Below are 15,043 nucleotides of genomic sequence, written 5' to 3' on the forward strand. Positions count from 1 at the left end.
TTGATTGAACCATTTAAAAGACGATTGGAACCGCCGCTCTGGCCTTGACGCCCGGATGGGTATTTTATCGCCATGGCAAGCCCGGATGAGGTCTATACTGGAGCCGGCATTGGCACCGCCGATGCATGCCAAGGAGCTGATCATGAGTAAATCAAGACACAGCAGCAAGGAAGCCAAAAAACAGCCGTTGATGACGCCCAAGGAGAAGCGGGCGGCCAAACATCAGAAGAAGCATGGGCCGGACGGGGCGCCCATCATTGTCCCTCACTAAGGCGAGCGCCGCGGCGATGCGGCTGCCTTGATGTGCTGAGCGCCTCGCTGGTTTTGATCCGTGCGCTGTTTCCCTTCACGGTCCATCCGACCGTCTACGCCGGCCAGCGGGCCGGCCAATCGCCCAAACCTCCTGCCTTTGCGGCCAGGAGGTTTTTGTTTGGCGCGGATTGAATGCGGATCAAGGGCAGGCGCGCGCCGCCAAAATATGCTTGTTGATTTTTTTCGGCGGAGACGATAGTTTTACCGGCTTTATTCGGGGCCGGCCGCCGTGAACGCGGCGGGGGCGGGGGACAGGCGATGCAAGAGGCCATCGAGGCGACGGGCTATCACGCCCATGTGTATTTCGACGCGGCGCAGCAAGCCGCGGCGCGGCGGCTGCGCGAGGCGGTGGCGCAGCGCTTCGCCGTGGAATTGGGGCGCTGGCGAGAGCAGGCTTACGGGCCGCATCCGGTGGGCGCGTATCAGATCGCCTTCGCGCCGGCCTTGTTTGGCCAGATCGTGCCGTGGCTGATGCTGAACCGGGAAGGGTTGAGCGTGCTGCTGCATCCGCTGACCGGCGACGATGTCGAGGACCACAGCGACTTCGCCATGTGGCTGGGCGCGCCGCTGGAGTTGAACATGGACTTTCTGCGCCAGCACGGCGACAACGGGCGCTCGGGCTAGCCGCGGAGGGCGCGGCCAAAACAAAACCCACCGGCCGGAGCCGGTGGGTTTTGTGATTGACGGGTACCGGTTTTAGCGCCGTTCCACCGCCAGCGCCACGCCCATGCCGCCGCCTATGCACAGCGTGGCCAGGCCCTTCTTGGCGTCGCGGCGCTGCATTTCATGCAGCAGGGTGACCAGCACGCGGCAGCCGGAAGCGCCGATCGGGTGGCCCAGCGCGATGGCGCCGCCGTTGACGTTGACCTTGTCCGGGCCCCAGCCCAGTTCGCGCGCCACGCCCAGCGCCTGGGCGGCGAAGGCTTCGTTGGCTTCCACCAGATCCAGCTCTTCCACCTTCCAGCCGGCCTTGTCCAGCGCCTTGCGGGTGGCGGCCACCGGGCCTATGCCCATGATTTCCGGCGCGCAGCCGGTCAGCGCGTAGCCCTTGATCGCGGCCAGCGGCTTCAGGCCCAGCTGGTCCGCCTTCTGGGCCGACATCAGCAGCACCGCTGCGGCGCCGTCATTGATGCCGGAAGCGTTGCCGGCGGTGACGGTGCCTTCCTTCTTGAAGGCGGCGCGCAGCTTGGCCAGGCCTTCGGCGCTGGCGTCGTGCTTGATGAACTCGTCGCTGTCGAAGGCCAGCGGATCGCCCTTGCGCTGCGGCACCAGCACCGGGGTGATTTCGTCCTTGAACTTGCCGGCTTTCTGAGCGGCGGCGGCGCGTTGCTGCGAGGCCAGCGCCAACGCGTCCTGCTCTTCGCGGCCGATGCCGTACTTTTCCGCCACGTTTTCAGCGGTGATGCCCATGTGGTAGGCGTTGTAGGCGTCGGTCAGGCCGTCGTTGACCATGGTGTCGATCAGCTGGGCGTTGCCCATGCGGAAGCCGTCGCGCGAGCCGGGCAGGATGTGCGGCGACAGGGACATGCTTTCCTGGCCGCCGGCGATGACGATGTCGGCGTCGCCATTGGCGATGGCCTGGGCGCCCAGGTGCACGGCGCGCAGGCCGGAGCCGCAGACCACGTTGAGGGTGGTGGCCGGGGTGGTGACCGGCAGGCCGGCCTTGATCAGCGCTTGGCGCGCCGGGTTCTGGCCGCTACCGGCGGTCAGCACTTGGCCGAGAATGACTTCACTGACGTCTTCCGGTTTCAGGCCGGTTTTGGCCAGCAGGGATTTGATGACGGTGGCGCCCAGTTCCGGGGCCGGGATCTTGGCCAGCGCGCCGCCGAAACTGCCGATGGCGGTGCGGGTTGCTGCGACAATCACGACTTCCATGTTTTTCTCCGTCTCTCTCTTCAATGTGACCGCGAAGGTCGGTGTGTCGGCCAGCGCGCCGGCGGCGGGGCGGGGAAGCCGCTAAAGCGTTGCGAAGCGGCTTTCAACGCCCATGTCTATCCATCCCGCCGACGCGCAGCAGATCGTAAACAGGTTCTTATTGCAGGCTGGCCACCACGCTGGGCATGGCCTTGGCCAGCACATAGCTGCCCGGCGCCGCTTGCAGCGGCGGGAAGTCTTTGCTGCCCAGGCTCTTGGGCGCGGCGACTTTCTTGCCGGATTGAGGGGCCAGCCAGGCGTCCCAGTCCTTCCACCAGCTGCCGGGGCGGCTTTCCGCGGTTTCCAGCCAGGCGTCCGCGTGCTGGGGCTGGGCGTCGTTGACCCAGTAATTGCGCTTGTCCTTGGTCACCGGGTTGATCGAACCGGCGATATGGCCGGAGGCGCCCAGCACGAAGCGCCGCGACGGCGCGCCGGTCAGGTAGTGGATGCCGGAGTAGGCGGAGCTCCACAACACGATGTGATCTTCGCGCGCGGCGAAGATGTAGACAGGGATGTCGATCTTGGAAACGTCGATGGGCACGCCGCACAGGGTGATGGAACCCGGCTTGGTCAGCGCGTTGTTCATGTAGAACTGGCGCAGCATGAAGGTGTGCATCGGCAGCGGCAGGTCCACCGCGTCGTTGTTCCAGTAGAGCAGGTCGAACGGCGCCGGCGTCTTGCCCAGCAGATAGTTGTTGACCACGTAGTTCCACACCAGATCGTTGGCGCGCAGGCTGGCGAAGGTGCGGCCTATCTCCTTGCCGCTGATGATGCCGCCGGCGGCGATCTTGGCTTCGCGGCTGGCCACCAGATTCTCGTCGATGAAGTAGGAGATCTCGCCCGGCTCGGCGTGATCTATCAGCGAGGTCATGAAGGTGGTGGAGTCGAAGTATTTGAGTCCGCGCGCCTGCAGCACGCACTGGGTGGTGGTCAGGATCACGCCGCCGACACAGAAGCCCAGCGCGTTCATGCTGTCCTGCTTGCTGATCTTGCGCACGGTTTCCGCCGCGGCGATCACGCCTTTCTCGATATAGCTTTCCCAGGTGAAATGCTTCATCTCCGGTTCCGCCGAGCGCCAGCTGATCAGGAATACGCGGTAACCCTGGGCGACGAAGTGACGGACCATGGAGTTGTCCGGCTGCAAATCCATCAGGTAGTACTTGTTGATGCAGGGCGGCACGATCAGCAGCGGTTTTTCATAGACCTGGCCGGTGGTGGGGGTGTACTGGATCAGTTCGATCAATTCATTGCGGAACACCACCTCGCCCGGGGTGACCACGATGTTTTTGCCGATCTCGAACTGGCTCTCGTCCGACATCGAGATATGGCCCTTCTGGAAATCCTCCAGCATGTTCTTCATGCCGTCGACCAGGCTTTCGCCCTTGGTCTCTATCGCCCGTTTCATCACGTCCGGGTTGGTCAGCATGAAGTTGCTGGGGGAGACCGCGTCCAGGTATTGGCGGGTGGCGAAGGCCAGCTTGTCCTTGGCTTCTTCCTCCAGCTGGGCGTTGTCCACCAGCTCGGTCATCCATTTGCTGGTGAGCAGATAGCCTTGCTTGAGGAAATGGTAGAACGGGTGTTCATCCCATTCCGGCGAGGCGAAGCGGCGATCGCCCTTTTTCGCCGAGGCGTCGCCGTTGGCGGGCGCCTGGCCCAGGAATTGCGACCACAGATTCATTTGCTGCTGATACAAGCTGCTTTGCCAGGCGAACAGCTGGCCGGCGTTGCTGAGCATGGCGCCCCAGGCGTTGGCCAGCGGCAGTTCAGCATTTCCAGGTTGCGGCGGCAGCGGCAGGTTGTTGACGAACTGCTGCATCCATTGTTGGTTGGCCTCGGATAGGCTGGCGAAGAAACTATCCAGCGGGTTTGTACTTTCTTGGGTCAAAGCTGTCTCCTGAAACGTGCCGAAGCGTTATCGAAGCTTTCCTGCATTGGACCGTGTAACAAAGTGTGCGGTCGCAAGGTACGCCATGACTGTAACAGGGTTGCATGACATTTTCACCGGGAGGAGGACGATAAGGCGCGTCGAAAGCCGCATCTTGTTGCCGCAGTGCACAATCTGCCTAGCTGTCCTTTCGGCCTGGCATGCCGGGGGGGTGGAAATTATGGGATAATCGCGAGCTGGTAAGCTTGGCGTTGAACAGAACGGGAAAGGATGGTCATGACGGCATTCAAGGCGCGCTTGGGCGATCAAGAGGTCGCGGTGGGCAATATCTTCTGCATCGGGCGCAATTACGCCGCCCACGCGGCGGAATTGAACAACCCGCTGGAGGACGAGCCGCTGGTGTTCCTGAAACCGACGTCGGCGCTGGCTGGAGAGGGCGAGCCGCTGAGGCTGCCCGACTATTCCCGCGACGTTCACCATGAGTGCGAACTGGTGCTGCTGATAGGCAAGGGCGGCTGCGACATTGCGGAGTCCGAAGCGCTCGGCCATGTGGCCGGCTACGGCATCGGTCTGGACATGACGGCGCGCGACGTGCAATCGGCGGCCAAGAGAAAGGGCCATCCGTGGACCAAGGCCAAGGGTTTCCCCACCGCCGCCTGCCTGTCTCGTTTGGCGCCGGCGGAGCGGGTGGCCGATCCGCAGCGGCTGAGCTTCGAGTTGCGCGTCAACGGCGAGCTGCGCCAGCAGGGCGACACCGGCCTGATGCTGTTCCCGGTGGCCGCCGTCATCGCCTATCTGTCGCGGATCTACGGCCTGCAGGCCGGCGATCTGATTTATACCGGCACGCCGGAAGGCGTGGCCGCGGTGCGTTCCGGCGACCGGCTCAGCCTGAAGCTGGAGGGCCTGGCCGCCGCCGAATGGAGCGTGCTCTGATGGCGGCCTCAGGCGAGGACGACGGCAAGGTCCGTCTCGACAAATGGCTGTGGGCCGCCCGTTTCTTCAAGACCCGGCAGCTGGCGCACGAGGCGCTGGAGCTGGGGCGGGTGCAGGTCAACGGCGACCGGGTCAAGGCGTCGCGGGTGGTCAAGGAGGGGGACCAGCTGGTGATGCGCATCCATCAGCTGGAATACCGCGTCGAGGTGCTGGCGCTGAGCACCCAGCGCCGGCCGGCGCAGGAGGCGCGGCTGCTCTACCGCGAGGACGAGGCTTCTCAGCGCGCGCGTGAAGAGCAGGTGCTGCTGTTGAAGTCGGAGCGCGCCAGCTTCCCGCACGGGGACGGCCGTCCCACCAAGAAGGCGCGGCGGGATATCGGCAAGTTCAAAGGGCAATTTTAAGAGGCGGTTCACAGTCCGCTGCGCGTCGGCGATACGGCGTTGAAAACGTTTTCGCCTTGTCTCGCTCTAGCTGGCGAGACTTTGAACAGGCTCTAAAAAGCCGCTCAAAGCCTGCGCGCCATTTTCAACCAGAAACCCGTCAAGGGCCGAGCTTCAGATCATGTCGTCTTCCGCGTCACCCGCCGTATCCCTGCTGCCGTTCAGCCTGTTCTATTTCAGTTATTTCGCCTTCCAGGGCCTGTTCAGTCCGTTCTGGGGGCTCTATCTGCAATCGCTGTCCTTCTCCGCCTGGCAGATCTCGGTGCTGATGGCCTTGTCTACGCTGGCGCGCATCGTGGCGCCCGGCTTCTGGGGCTGGTTGGCGGACCGCCGCGGCCGTCGGCGCGCCATCATTCTGACGACGTCGCTGTTGTCGGCGGCGGCCTTCCTGCTGGTGGGACTGGACCGCGCTTTCTGGTGGGTGTTCGTCAGCCTGGCGGTGTCCCACTTCTTCTGGGCGGCGGCGCTGCCGCTGGTGGAGGCCAGCACCGCCCATCTGACGCGCGCGCAGCCGGGGCGTTACAGCCGGGTGCGGGTCTGGGGCTCGATAGGCTTCGTCTGTCTGGCGATGAGCGGCGGCCTGCTGCTGGACGGCATCGGCATTGGCAATCTGCCCTGGGCGCTGTGCGCGCTGCTGGCCCTGGTGGCCGCGGCGGCCTGGCGGGTGCCGGAGGTGGCCGCCGAGCGCAAGAGCGGACCGTCGGCGCCGATGGCGGCCACGCTGCGGCGGCCGGAGGTGGTGGCCTTGTTCGGCTGCTGCTTCCTGATGGCCTTCGCCCACGGCCCTTACTACACTTTTTTCTCCATCGGCCTGAAGCAGGCGGGTTATGAGCAAGGCGCGATCGGCATGCTGTGGGGGCTGGGCGTGGTCAGCGAGGTGGCGGTATTCCTGTTGATGCCCAAGATCATGGCGCGCGCGCGTTTGGAAACGCTGATGCTGGCGTCGCTATTGGCGGCGGCGCTGCGTTTCGCCTTGATCGCCGCCGCGGCCGAGCTGGCCTGGGTGGCGATAGGCGCGCAGCTGCTGCACGCGCTGACTTTCGGCCTGCACCACGCCGCCTCGGTGGGCTTGATCCACCGCATGTTCGACCCACATCACCACGGCCGCGCCCAGGGTCTGTACATCATCGCCTCCTTCGGCGTCGGCGGCAGCGCCGGCGGCCTGATCGGCGGGCTGGTGTGGCCGCACGGCGGCATGGCGACGACGTTCGCGACGTCGACGGCCGCCGCCGCGCTGGGCGTGTTGCTGTGCCGGCGCTGGCTGCGGCCGGCGGCGCCTGCTCAGGCGGGCTGATCTTTGAACAGGGCCGGCGGCACGAAGTAACAGCTGTCGCCGTCGATGCCGGGCAGTTCGATCCGGCCCTGATAAAGCAGGCCGATTTTCTCCAGCACGCGGATGGACGCCTGGTTGTGCGGCGCGGTGATGCCCACCACCACCGCGTGGCCCAGTTGCTCGCGGCCGTGTTCTATGGCGGCCAGCGCGGCTTCGCTGGCGTAGCCGCAGCCCCAGTATTGCTCCAGGAAGGCGTAGCCGATGTCCGGATAGTCCAGGCCGTCGCGCTTGACCAGGCCGCAGATGCCGACCGGGGCGCCGTCGTCCAGCCGTTCCACCAGCAAGAGGCCGTGGCCGTGCTTGCGATAGCTGGTTTGCGGGCCTTCCTCGATATAGCGCAGCGCGCCGAGCAGATCGTGGGCGTCCTTGTCGCCGATATTGGCGATGAAGGCCGGCTCGTTCAGCAGCTTGAGCATGAAGGGGGCGTCGCTGGCGTGCAGCGGACGCAGTTGCAGTCTGGCAGTGGCGATGTGATGCATGGCTGGTTCGGATTTCGCGGGATGAGGTCGTAAAAAAAGCCGACGGCGCAAGCGCCATCGGCTTTGATGCTAACAGGCCTGCGGCTCAGCACTCAACAATATTCACCGGCACTTCGATGACGTTGATGGCCAGGCCGCCTCGCGCGGTTTCCTTGTACTTGGTGCTCATGTCCATGCCGGTGTCGCGCATGGTCTTGATCACCCGGTCCAGCGACACGAAGTGCTGGCCGTCGCCGCGCAGCGCCATGCGCGCCGCGTTGATGGCCTTGACCGAGGCCATGGCGTTGCGTTCGATGCAGGGCACTTGCACCAGGCCGCCCACCGGATCGCAGGTCAGGCCCAGATTGTGCTCCATGCCGATCTCGGCGGCGTTTTCCACCTGTTCCGGGGTGCCGCCCAGCACTTCGGCCAAGGCGCCCGCGGCCATCGAGCAAGCCGAGCCGACTTCGCCCTGGCAGCCCACTTCGGCGCCGGAGATGGAGGCGTTGAGCTTGAACAGCACGCCGATGGCGCCGGCGGTGAGCAGGAAGCGCACAATGCCGTCGTCGCTGGCGCCGGGCACGAAGCGGGCGTAATAGTGCATCACCGCCGGGATGATGCCGGCCGCGCCGTTGGTGGGCGCGGTGACCACGCGGCCGCCGCCGGCGTTTTCCTCGTTCACCGCCAGCGCGTACAGATTGACCCAGTCCATCACCGTCAGCGGGTCGCGCAGCGCCGCCTCGGGCGAGGCCAGCAGCTTGCGGTGCATGTCGGCGGCGCGGCGCTTCACCTTCATGCCGCCGGGCAGGATGCCTTCGCGCTCGCAGCCGCGCTTGACGCAGTCCTGCATCACTTGCCAGATCTTCAGCAGCTCGGCGCGCACTTGTTCCTCGCTGCGCCAGGCCAGCTCGTTCTCCAGCATGATCTGGCTGATGGATTTGCCGTGGCGCTGACACAAGGCCAGCAATTCCGCCGCGCTCTTGAACGGGTGCTTGAGCTCGGTGACGCCCGGCGGCACGAAGCCGGCGTCGATGGCGGCCTCGTCGACCACGAAGCCGCCGCCCACCGAGTAATAGGCGCGTTTGGACAGGCTGGCGCCGGCGGCGTCGAAAGCTTCGAAAATCATGCCGTTGGGGTGATAGGGCAGGGTTTTCTTCTTGTGCAGAATCAGGTGTTCGCCTTCGACGAAGGGCACGGTCTGCTTGCCCAGCAGGGCGACGGACTTGTCGGCGCGGATGGCGGCCAGCATGCCGTCCACCGCATCGGTGTCCACCAGGTCGGGCTGTTCGCCCTGCAGGCCCAGCAAGACCGCGACGTCGGTGCCGTGGCCCTTGCCGGTGGCGCCCAGCGAGCCGAACATTTCGGCGCGCACGCTGGCGGTCTGATCCAGCAACTCGTCTTTTTCCAGCCGGGCGATGAATTGGCGCGCGGCGCGCATCGGTCCAACCGTGTGGGAGCTGGACGGGCCGATGCCTATCTTGAACAAATCAAAAACACTGATGGCCATAATGCTTCTCTTTAAGGGCTGTGTCCCGCTAAGCGGGTTGTTGTCCGGGCGGCCTGGGCCGTCCTTATTATTGTCGTTGTCATGGTTTCGCACGGCTTTGGCGCGAGGGCTGGCCTGCGCCTCGCCATCTTGCGGCAGCCGGGCAATCTAGACAAGCCGGCGACGGCTGTCAATTTAGAATTATAGAGTCAGGACTAAGTTGCGTCGGGGATTCGACGAGTTGAAACCGCTTCGCATTCGGACGGCATGAACCGGGCGGGTGGGAGGCCCTTTGTACAAGGCGAGGAGGGGAATGGGGCGTGAAAAAGCCCGGGCGAGCCGGGCTTGGAGCTTAGAACCTGTTTACGATCTGCTGCGCGTCGTGAGATGTGACACGGTGAGTACCGCTTCGAAATGCTCATGTACCACGCGTACATTCCGCTTTCTCAGCCGCAACGCCTTGTCTCGCTCTTGCTCGCAAGACTTTGAACCGCCTCATTAGACTGCGGCGGCGGTGAAGCGGCGGCGCAGATGCTGCGGTTTTTCCAGTTCGTCGACGATGGCCACGGCCAGGTCTTCCACGCTGATATCGGCCGGCTTGTCGCCGTTGAGCAGCAGCTGATCGCCACCCAGCCGGTATTTGCCGCTGCGCTCGCCCGGGTGGAGGAAGGCCGGCGGGGAGACGAAGGTCCAGTCCAGCGTGCTTTCCTCGCGCAGGCGGCGCAGCGCCTCGCGCACGCCCAGCGCGCCTTCCTTCCATTCCGCCGGGAATTCCGGGGTGTCCACCAATTGCACGCCGGGGGCCACTTCCAGGCTGCCGGCGCCGCCCACTTCCAGGAAGCGCTTGACGCCGGCCTGCTTGACGCCGGCGACGATGGCGTCGTGGCCCTTGACGGCCAGTGCCTGGATGTCGGCCTTGTCCCAGCCGGGATTGAAGGCGCTGACCACGGCGTCGTGGCCGGCCACGGCGGCGGCGATCTGGCCGGCCTGGTAGGCATCGGCGGCCACGCCGCTCAGCTGCGGGTGTTGCGGCAGCTTGGACAGAGTGGTGACGATGGCGCTGACTTGATGATTGCGGGCCAGCAGTTCTTGCAAGATGGCCGAGCCGACAAAGCCGCTGGCGCCGATCAGAGCGATTTTCATGGGGATTCCTTTTCGCGATAAACGTGATGAAGTTTGATGGCGTTCAGAATAGCAGCTTGATTATAGAGCGATAATCCGGCAAAAATAAGATTGATAGTTTAGATGGGCTTAATAATGGATGCATTGAGACGGATGGCGGTCTTCGCCATGGTGGTGGACAAGGGCTCGATGAACGGCGCGGCGCGCGAACTGGGCATGACGCCGTCGGCGGTCAGCCAGCACATCAGCAAGCTGGAGCAGCAGCACGGCGTCAGCCTGTTGCACCGGACTACCCGCAAGCTGACGCTGACCGAGGCCGGCAGCCTGTTTTATCAGGGCTGCGCCGATATGCTGGCCGCGGCGCAGCTGGCCGAGCAGCGCTTGCTGGAGCTGCGCGACGCGCCGGTGGGCGAGCTGCGCATCGCCGCGCCCACCGGTTTTGCCGGCGCCTTGTTGAGCGAGGCGCTGACGCCGCTGCTGAGCGCGCACTCGGGCCTGAAGCTGCGTTTGTTTTTCCATGATGAAATGATAGATCTGGTGGACAACCGCATCGATCTGGCTTTGCGCGCCGGCGTGCTGAAGGACTCCAGCCTGGTGGCGCGCCACCTCGCGGACTGGCCCAATGTGCTGTGCGCGTCGCCGGCTTATCTCGCGCGTCAGCCGGCGATCACGCGGCCGGAGCAATTGTCCGCGCTGCAGTGGGTGGCTTTGTCTGACCGCAAGCTGGGTTGGCTGGCCTTCGAGCACGCTGACGGCAGCCGCTTCACCGCCGAACCGGACGCACGCCTGGTCAGCAACAATATCGTTGCCGCGCGCCAGTTCGTGCTGGCCGGCATGGGGGTGGCGGTGCAGCCGGAGCCGGAGATACGCCAGGAACTGGCCGACGGCCGCTTATTGCGAGTATTGCCGGAGTGGAGCTTGCCGCCGCTGGCGATTTACGCGGTGACGCCGCGCCGCGACATTCAGCCGGCCAAAGTGCGTTACGCGATCGAGGCCTTGCGCGCCAGCCTGAGCAAATGAAAAACGCCGCCGGCAGGGCCGGCGGCGTGATTGGAACGGCAGTCGTTCAGGATCAGAAGGCGATCTTGAAGCCTACGCCGAAGGCTTGCGGGTCGTTGCCGGCGGTCAACGAAGCGTTGCTGGCGCCCAGATTGCTATCGTATACCGGGTTGTTGGCGAAGTTGGCCTTGGCCTTGGCGTTGTTGCTGATCTTGGTGTAGTAAGCCAGTACTTGGGTGGTTTTGGACAGGTTGTAAGTGCCGCCCAGAGTCCATTGCTTGGCCTTGAAGTCGTCGCCGTTAACGCCGGCGGAGGTGTTCTTCAGCGTGCCCAGCTGGCCGTAGGACAGCTTGACCGAAGCCGCGCCGAAGTCCTGACCCAGAGCGATCAGCCAGTCGTCTTGCTTAACTTGGCCGCCGCCTACCTGGTCATAGGTGCCCCATTCGTAGTTGCCGCCGACGAAGGTGCCGGTGTCGAACTTATAGCTGGCAGCCAGGCCGTAGAAGGTGACGTTCTTGCCGGAGTTCAGCGACAGTACCGCCGGGCTGTTGCTGCTGGAGGTGTTGTAGCTGTTGCTGTTAGCCGTAACCGCCGTATCGTACTGGCGATCCCAGGCGGCGGCCAGGTTCAGGCCTTGCCAGGTGTAGCCCAGGCCCAGGGAGATGCGTTTGGAGTCGTTGCCGGATACGCGGTTTTCATCCACGCCCCAGGACGCGCCCAGCTTGAAGCCGGCCCAGCTCGGGGAGAAGTAGTGTACGGAGTTGGCCATACGCGCTTCGCCGCGGCTGTTGACCGAGCTGCTGCCGAAGTTGTCGGCGGTGGTGTTGACCATCAGGTCGGTGCCCAGCGCGCTGTTGCTGCTGCCGGTGAACATCTTGTAGGCGGAGTCGTGTTGGCCCAGCAGCACGCGGCCGAAGTCGCCGTTGTCGAGGCCGATGAAGGTGTTGCGGGTGGCGAAGGTCGCGCTCTGACCTTTGTCGTTGGTGCCGCCTTGTTCGAAGTTGCGCAGGCTGTTTTCCACCTGCCAGATCGCCTTGGTGCCGCCGCCGATGTCTTCAAAGCCCTTGAAGCCGATGCGGGAGTTGTGGTCGACGATGCGGGTGCGGCTGCTGTATTCGCTGCCGCCGGAACCGGTGGCTTTGCTCGATTCGATGCCGCCGCTGAGGAAACCGTAGATGGTTACGTCAGCGTGGGCGACAACGGGCAAGGCGAACATTGCGGCAAGCAGGGCTGCCAGATTTTTCTTTTGCATCTTGAATGCTCCAAGTCAGTTTTTGCTTTACTAAAGTCAGGTGCCGAAGCTGGCGGACCTGCAATATCTATAGTAGATAAGTGCGGTATCGCCACAACACATGTCTTAGTTTAGCCACAAAATATGACGTGGGTGTTGCAATGTTGTTGCATCAAGACAATTCGGACAGGGGTAGTGTTGCAATTACGCCAAGAATTGATTGGGGTAGACCTCGTCCAGCAGGGTGCGGCAATCGACGATGCGCAGATCGTTGTCCTTGGCGAAGTCCATCAGAAAGCAAAACACCTGCGGGCTGATTTTCTCCAGTTTCTTGTCCACCGCCACGCAGCGCACGCCGTCCAGCATCATCGGGCGGACATGGGCGTGGTAGTGCAGTTTCTGATCGTCGAAGGAGGCTAGGATGCCGGCCAGGCGTTCGGCCCAGTCGCTGGGGCGGAAGGTGCGCCCCTCGGAAGTGATGCCCTGGATGACTATTTCGTATGGATTGCAGATCATGGCGGTGGACCGGAGTGTTTGCTTTTGGTTTAGCCTGTTTTTTATCGTCTGCTAAGCGATTTGCGCTTGGCGTTTTATGTTCAGGCGTTTTGTTTGTTGCTGAATATTTAGCATTTTACCCGAAAATCAGATGCGCTTGAATGGCGGCAGCGAGGCGAGCAGCCGCTTGCCGTAGCTTTGTTTTTGCAAGCGGTTGTCCAGAATGGTGACGCGGCCGTAGTCGCGTTCGGTGCGGATCAGCCTGCCCACGGCCTGCACCAGCTTGATCGAAGCTTCCGGCACCGTGATCTCGATGAAGGGATTGCCGCCGCGTTTCTCTATCCAGCGCGACAGGGTTTTGCCCACTGGATCGTCCGGCATTGCGAACGGCAGTTTGGCAATAATCACGTGCACGCAGCTTTCGCCGGGCAGGTCCAGGCCTTCGGAGAAGGAATCCAGGCCGAAGATCACGCTGGGTTCGCTCTGTTTCAGCCGCTGATGGTGCTGTTCTATCAGCAGGCTCTTGGGGATTTCGCCCTGAATCAGCAGCCGCTCGCGCAGCGCGGCCGGCAGGCCGGCGGCGACCTCCTGCATTTGTTTGCGGGAGGAGAACAGCACCAGGGTGCCGACCGGTTCTTTCACATCGATCAGCTTGGGCAGCCATTCCACGATTTCGCGGGTATGGCCGCCGGCGTCCTTGGGGCTGGCCAGCATCGGCGGCAGATACAGCTCGCCCTGCTCGTCGAAGTTGAACGGGGAGTCCAGCGCCACGCAGCTGACTTCCGGCATCCATTTCAGGCCGGTCTGCGACAGCTGCAGGTCGAATTCGCCCAGCGAGCGCAGCGTGGCCGAGGTCAGGATGGCGCCGGCGGCGCGGCGCCACAGCGTGGCGGCCAGGCTGGCGGCGGCGCTGACCGGCGAGGCGGAGAACAGGTAATCGCCCTTGCCTTCGGCGCGGCGGGTGATCCATTTGGCGATGGGCGGGCTGGCGGGCTCGGTTTCTTTTTCAAACAATTCCCACACCGCCAGCAGTTGTTCGGCGCGCGCGGTCAGAAAGCCCAGGTCGGAGGCGGTCTTGTCGACTTGCGCCGCTTCGCCGCCCTTGTCCTTGCGCGCCTCGCCCAGCGCGTCGGTCAGCAGGCTCAGCTGTTTGAACAGCGAGCGGGCCGAGGTGGCCATATTGGCGGTGGGGCCCTGGAAGCGTTCCGGCAGCACGCCGTCCTCTATCAGCCAGGTGGGCTCCAGATTGTCGCTGGAGGCGGCCAGCGCGTCTTCGCCTTCCAGCAGCCACAGCCACTCGGTCAGCGTTTCGGAGCAGGCGCTGGCGGCTTCTATCGCCTGGCTGACGATGTCCACCTTGTCGGTCAGCGCCTCCACGCGGATGGCGGCGGCGGCCACTTTGTCCAGCCAGGACATGGCCTGAGCCAGCGAATGTTCGGCGGAAAACTGGTTAACCGCCTTTTTGGCCAGGTGGTGCGCCTCGTCGATACAGTAGTAACTTTCTTCCGGCGCCGGCAGGATGACGCCGCCGCCCATGGACACGTCGGCCAGCATCAGGTCGTGGTTGGCCACCACCACGTCCACGTTTTCCAGCACGTCGCGCGCCAGATAGAACGGGCATTCCGGCCGGTTGGGACAGGCGGCTTTCAAACAGCCGTGACGGTCGTTGGTGACGCGCGACCACAGGCCGTCCTCTATCACGCTTTCCCAGGCGTCGCGGTCGCCGTTCCAGCGGCGGTAATAGAAGGCGTCGGCCAGCTGGCGCAGGGTTTCGATTTCGCCGGCTTCCGGCTTGCGGTCCCATAGCGCCAGCGTCGGGTCCAGGTCCAGCAGCTGGCCTTGGGCGTTCTCGGCGGTCAGCGCGTAAATGCGCTGCGGACACAGATAGCGGCCGCGGCCCTTGGCCAGGGCGAAGGTCAGCGGCAGGCCGCTGTTTTCGACGACGAAGGGCAGGTCGCGGTTGACCAGTTGCTCTTGCAGGGCGACGGTGGCGCTGGTGACCACCAGCTTCTTGGCGCGGGATTTGGCCATCACGCCGCCGGCCAGCAGATAGGCCAGGCTTTTGCCGACCCCGGTGGGGCCTTCGATCACGGCGATGCTTTCGCCGGCGCGCTCCGGCCAGTCGTCGCCTTCCTTGTCCTTGCTGCGCGACAACGCGTTGGCGATCTCCGCCAGCATGCGGCGTTGCGCGGCGCGCGGGCGGAAGCCCGGCAAGTTGTCGGCTATGGTCCGGTAATGGTCGCGAATCGCGTCTTTTTCAGCAGGGGTCAGCATGGCGGCGATTGTACCGCAAGGGGGCGGCCTTGTCTGGCCGCGCCAAGCCGGGCGTCGAATATGGGGAAATCCTGATGTGCGACTGCAAAATGACGGCGACGCGCGGATGTGGATAGGATAGGCAAATATAAAAACAAGCGAAATTGCGCGAGCGACTTAGG

Annotated in this window: 13 protein-coding genes and 1 pseudogene; 6 read left to right on the forward strand and 8 right to left on the reverse strand. The window is 64.0% G+C overall.

What is annotated here, in order from left to right; all coding sequences use genetic code 11:
- Positions 1-4: 4 nt before the first annotated feature.
- Both QUG03_RS06105 and QUG03_RS06110 read left to right on the forward strand, forming a co-directional pair.
- Positions 5-271, forward strand: a complete 267-nt coding sequence (locus QUG03_RS06105) for a hypothetical protein (RefSeq protein WP_146176645.1) — start codon at positions 5-7, stop codon at positions 269-271.
- Between the two features lie 299 nt (positions 272-570).
- Complete coding sequence (locus QUG03_RS06110; RefSeq protein ID WP_486637027.1) at positions 571-936, forward strand: DOPA 4,5-dioxygenase family protein; 366 nt, start codon at positions 571-573, stop codon at positions 934-936.
- 72 nt (positions 937-1,008) lie between these two features.
- Here the strand turns inward: QUG03_RS06110 and QUG03_RS06115 are convergent, their stop codons facing one another.
- Both QUG03_RS06115 and QUG03_RS06120 read right to left on the reverse strand, forming a co-directional pair.
- On the reverse strand, positions 1,009-2,187 hold the full coding sequence (locus tag QUG03_RS06115; protein ID WP_488877891.1) for an acetyl-CoA C-acetyltransferase: 1,179 nt from the start codon (positions 2,185-2,187) through the stop codon (positions 1,009-1,011).
- Between the two features lie 157 nt (positions 2,188-2,344).
- Positions 2,345-4,042 carry a PHA/PHB synthase family protein gene (locus QUG03_RS06120; protein WP_371926275.1) on the reverse strand — a complete coding sequence of 566 codons (1,698 nt, stop codon included), beginning with the start codon at positions 4,040-4,042 and terminating at the stop codon, positions 2,345-2,347.
- A gap of 345 nt (positions 4,043-4,387) precedes the next feature.
- Between QUG03_RS06120 and QUG03_RS06125 the strand changes: the two genes are divergently transcribed.
- From QUG03_RS06125 to QUG03_RS06135, 3 genes are all read left to right on the forward strand, one after another.
- Positions 4,388-5,044 (forward strand): fumarylacetoacetate hydrolase family protein, encoded by a 657-nt coding sequence (locus tag QUG03_RS06125; protein ID WP_235088978.1) that lies wholly within the window; start codon positions 4,388-4,390, stop codon positions 5,042-5,044.
- The gene (locus QUG03_RS06130) at positions 5,044-5,445 is read left to right on the forward strand and encodes an RNA-binding S4 domain-containing protein (protein WP_107799431.1); all 402 of its coding nucleotides are present in this window, start codon (positions 5,044-5,046) and stop codon (positions 5,443-5,445) included. Before QUG03_RS06125 ends, QUG03_RS06130 begins: the two co-directional genes overlap by 1 nt.
- 160 nt (positions 5,446-5,605) lie before the next feature.
- Positions 5,606-6,778, forward strand: coding sequence for an MFS transporter (locus QUG03_RS06135; protein ID WP_500819647.1), 1,173 nt, complete (start codon positions 5,606-5,608; stop codon positions 6,776-6,778).
- Here the strand turns inward: QUG03_RS06135 and QUG03_RS06140 are convergent.
- From QUG03_RS06140 to QUG03_RS06150, 3 genes are all read right to left on the reverse strand, one after another.
- The gene (locus QUG03_RS06140; protein WP_488877893.1) at positions 6,766-7,296 is read right to left on the reverse strand and encodes a GNAT family N-acetyltransferase; all 531 of its coding nucleotides are present in this window, start codon (positions 7,294-7,296) and stop codon (positions 6,766-6,768) included. The two genes, QUG03_RS06135 and QUG03_RS06140, sit on opposite strands and share 13 nt — an antisense overlap.
- An 85-nt stretch (positions 7,297-7,381) precedes the next feature.
- On the reverse strand, positions 7,382-8,782 hold the full coding sequence (locus QUG03_RS06145) for an L-serine ammonia-lyase (RefSeq protein WP_500819648.1): 1,401 nt from the start codon (positions 8,780-8,782) through the stop codon (positions 7,382-7,384).
- Positions 8,783-9,259: 477 nt separating this feature from the next.
- A complete protein-coding gene (locus QUG03_RS06150; RefSeq protein ID WP_500819649.1) occupies positions 9,260-9,904 on the reverse strand; it encodes an NAD(P)-dependent oxidoreductase in 645 nt (214 codons plus the stop codon).
- 114 nt (positions 9,905-10,018) lie between these two features.
- Here QUG03_RS06150 and QUG03_RS06155 point away from each other — a divergent pair, with 114 nt between their 5' ends.
- Positions 10,019-10,903 carry a LysR family transcriptional regulator gene (locus QUG03_RS06155; RefSeq protein ID WP_048412147.1) on the forward strand — a complete coding sequence of 295 codons (885 nt, stop codon included), beginning with the start codon at positions 10,019-10,021 and terminating at the stop codon, positions 10,901-10,903.
- Between the two features lie 52 nt (positions 10,904-10,955).
- Here the strand turns inward: QUG03_RS06155 and QUG03_RS06160 are convergent, their stop codons facing one another.
- The 3 genes and pseudogenes from QUG03_RS06160 to dinG all read right to left on the reverse strand — a co-directional run bounded on the left by QUG03_RS06160 (position 10,956) and on the right by dinG (position 14,882).
- Positions 10,956-12,134, reverse strand: coding sequence for a porin (locus QUG03_RS06160; protein ID WP_500819650.1), 1,179 nt, complete (start codon positions 12,132-12,134; stop codon positions 10,956-10,958).
- A 210-nt stretch (positions 12,135-12,344) separates the two neighbouring features.
- A pseudogene (locus tag QUG03_RS06165) lies at positions 12,345-12,629 on the reverse strand (DUF3579 domain-containing protein); the annotation flags it as partial.
- A gap of 126 nt (positions 12,630-12,755) precedes the next feature.
- Positions 12,756-14,882 (reverse strand): ATP-dependent DNA helicase DinG, encoded by a 2,127-nt coding sequence (dinG, locus tag QUG03_RS06170; RefSeq protein WP_500819651.1) that lies wholly within the window; start codon positions 14,880-14,882, stop codon positions 12,756-12,758.
- Between the last annotated feature and the right edge of the window lie 161 nt (positions 14,883-15,043).

The sequence above is a fragment of the Chromobacterium sp. CCUG 30098 genome (assembly GCF_059916605.1).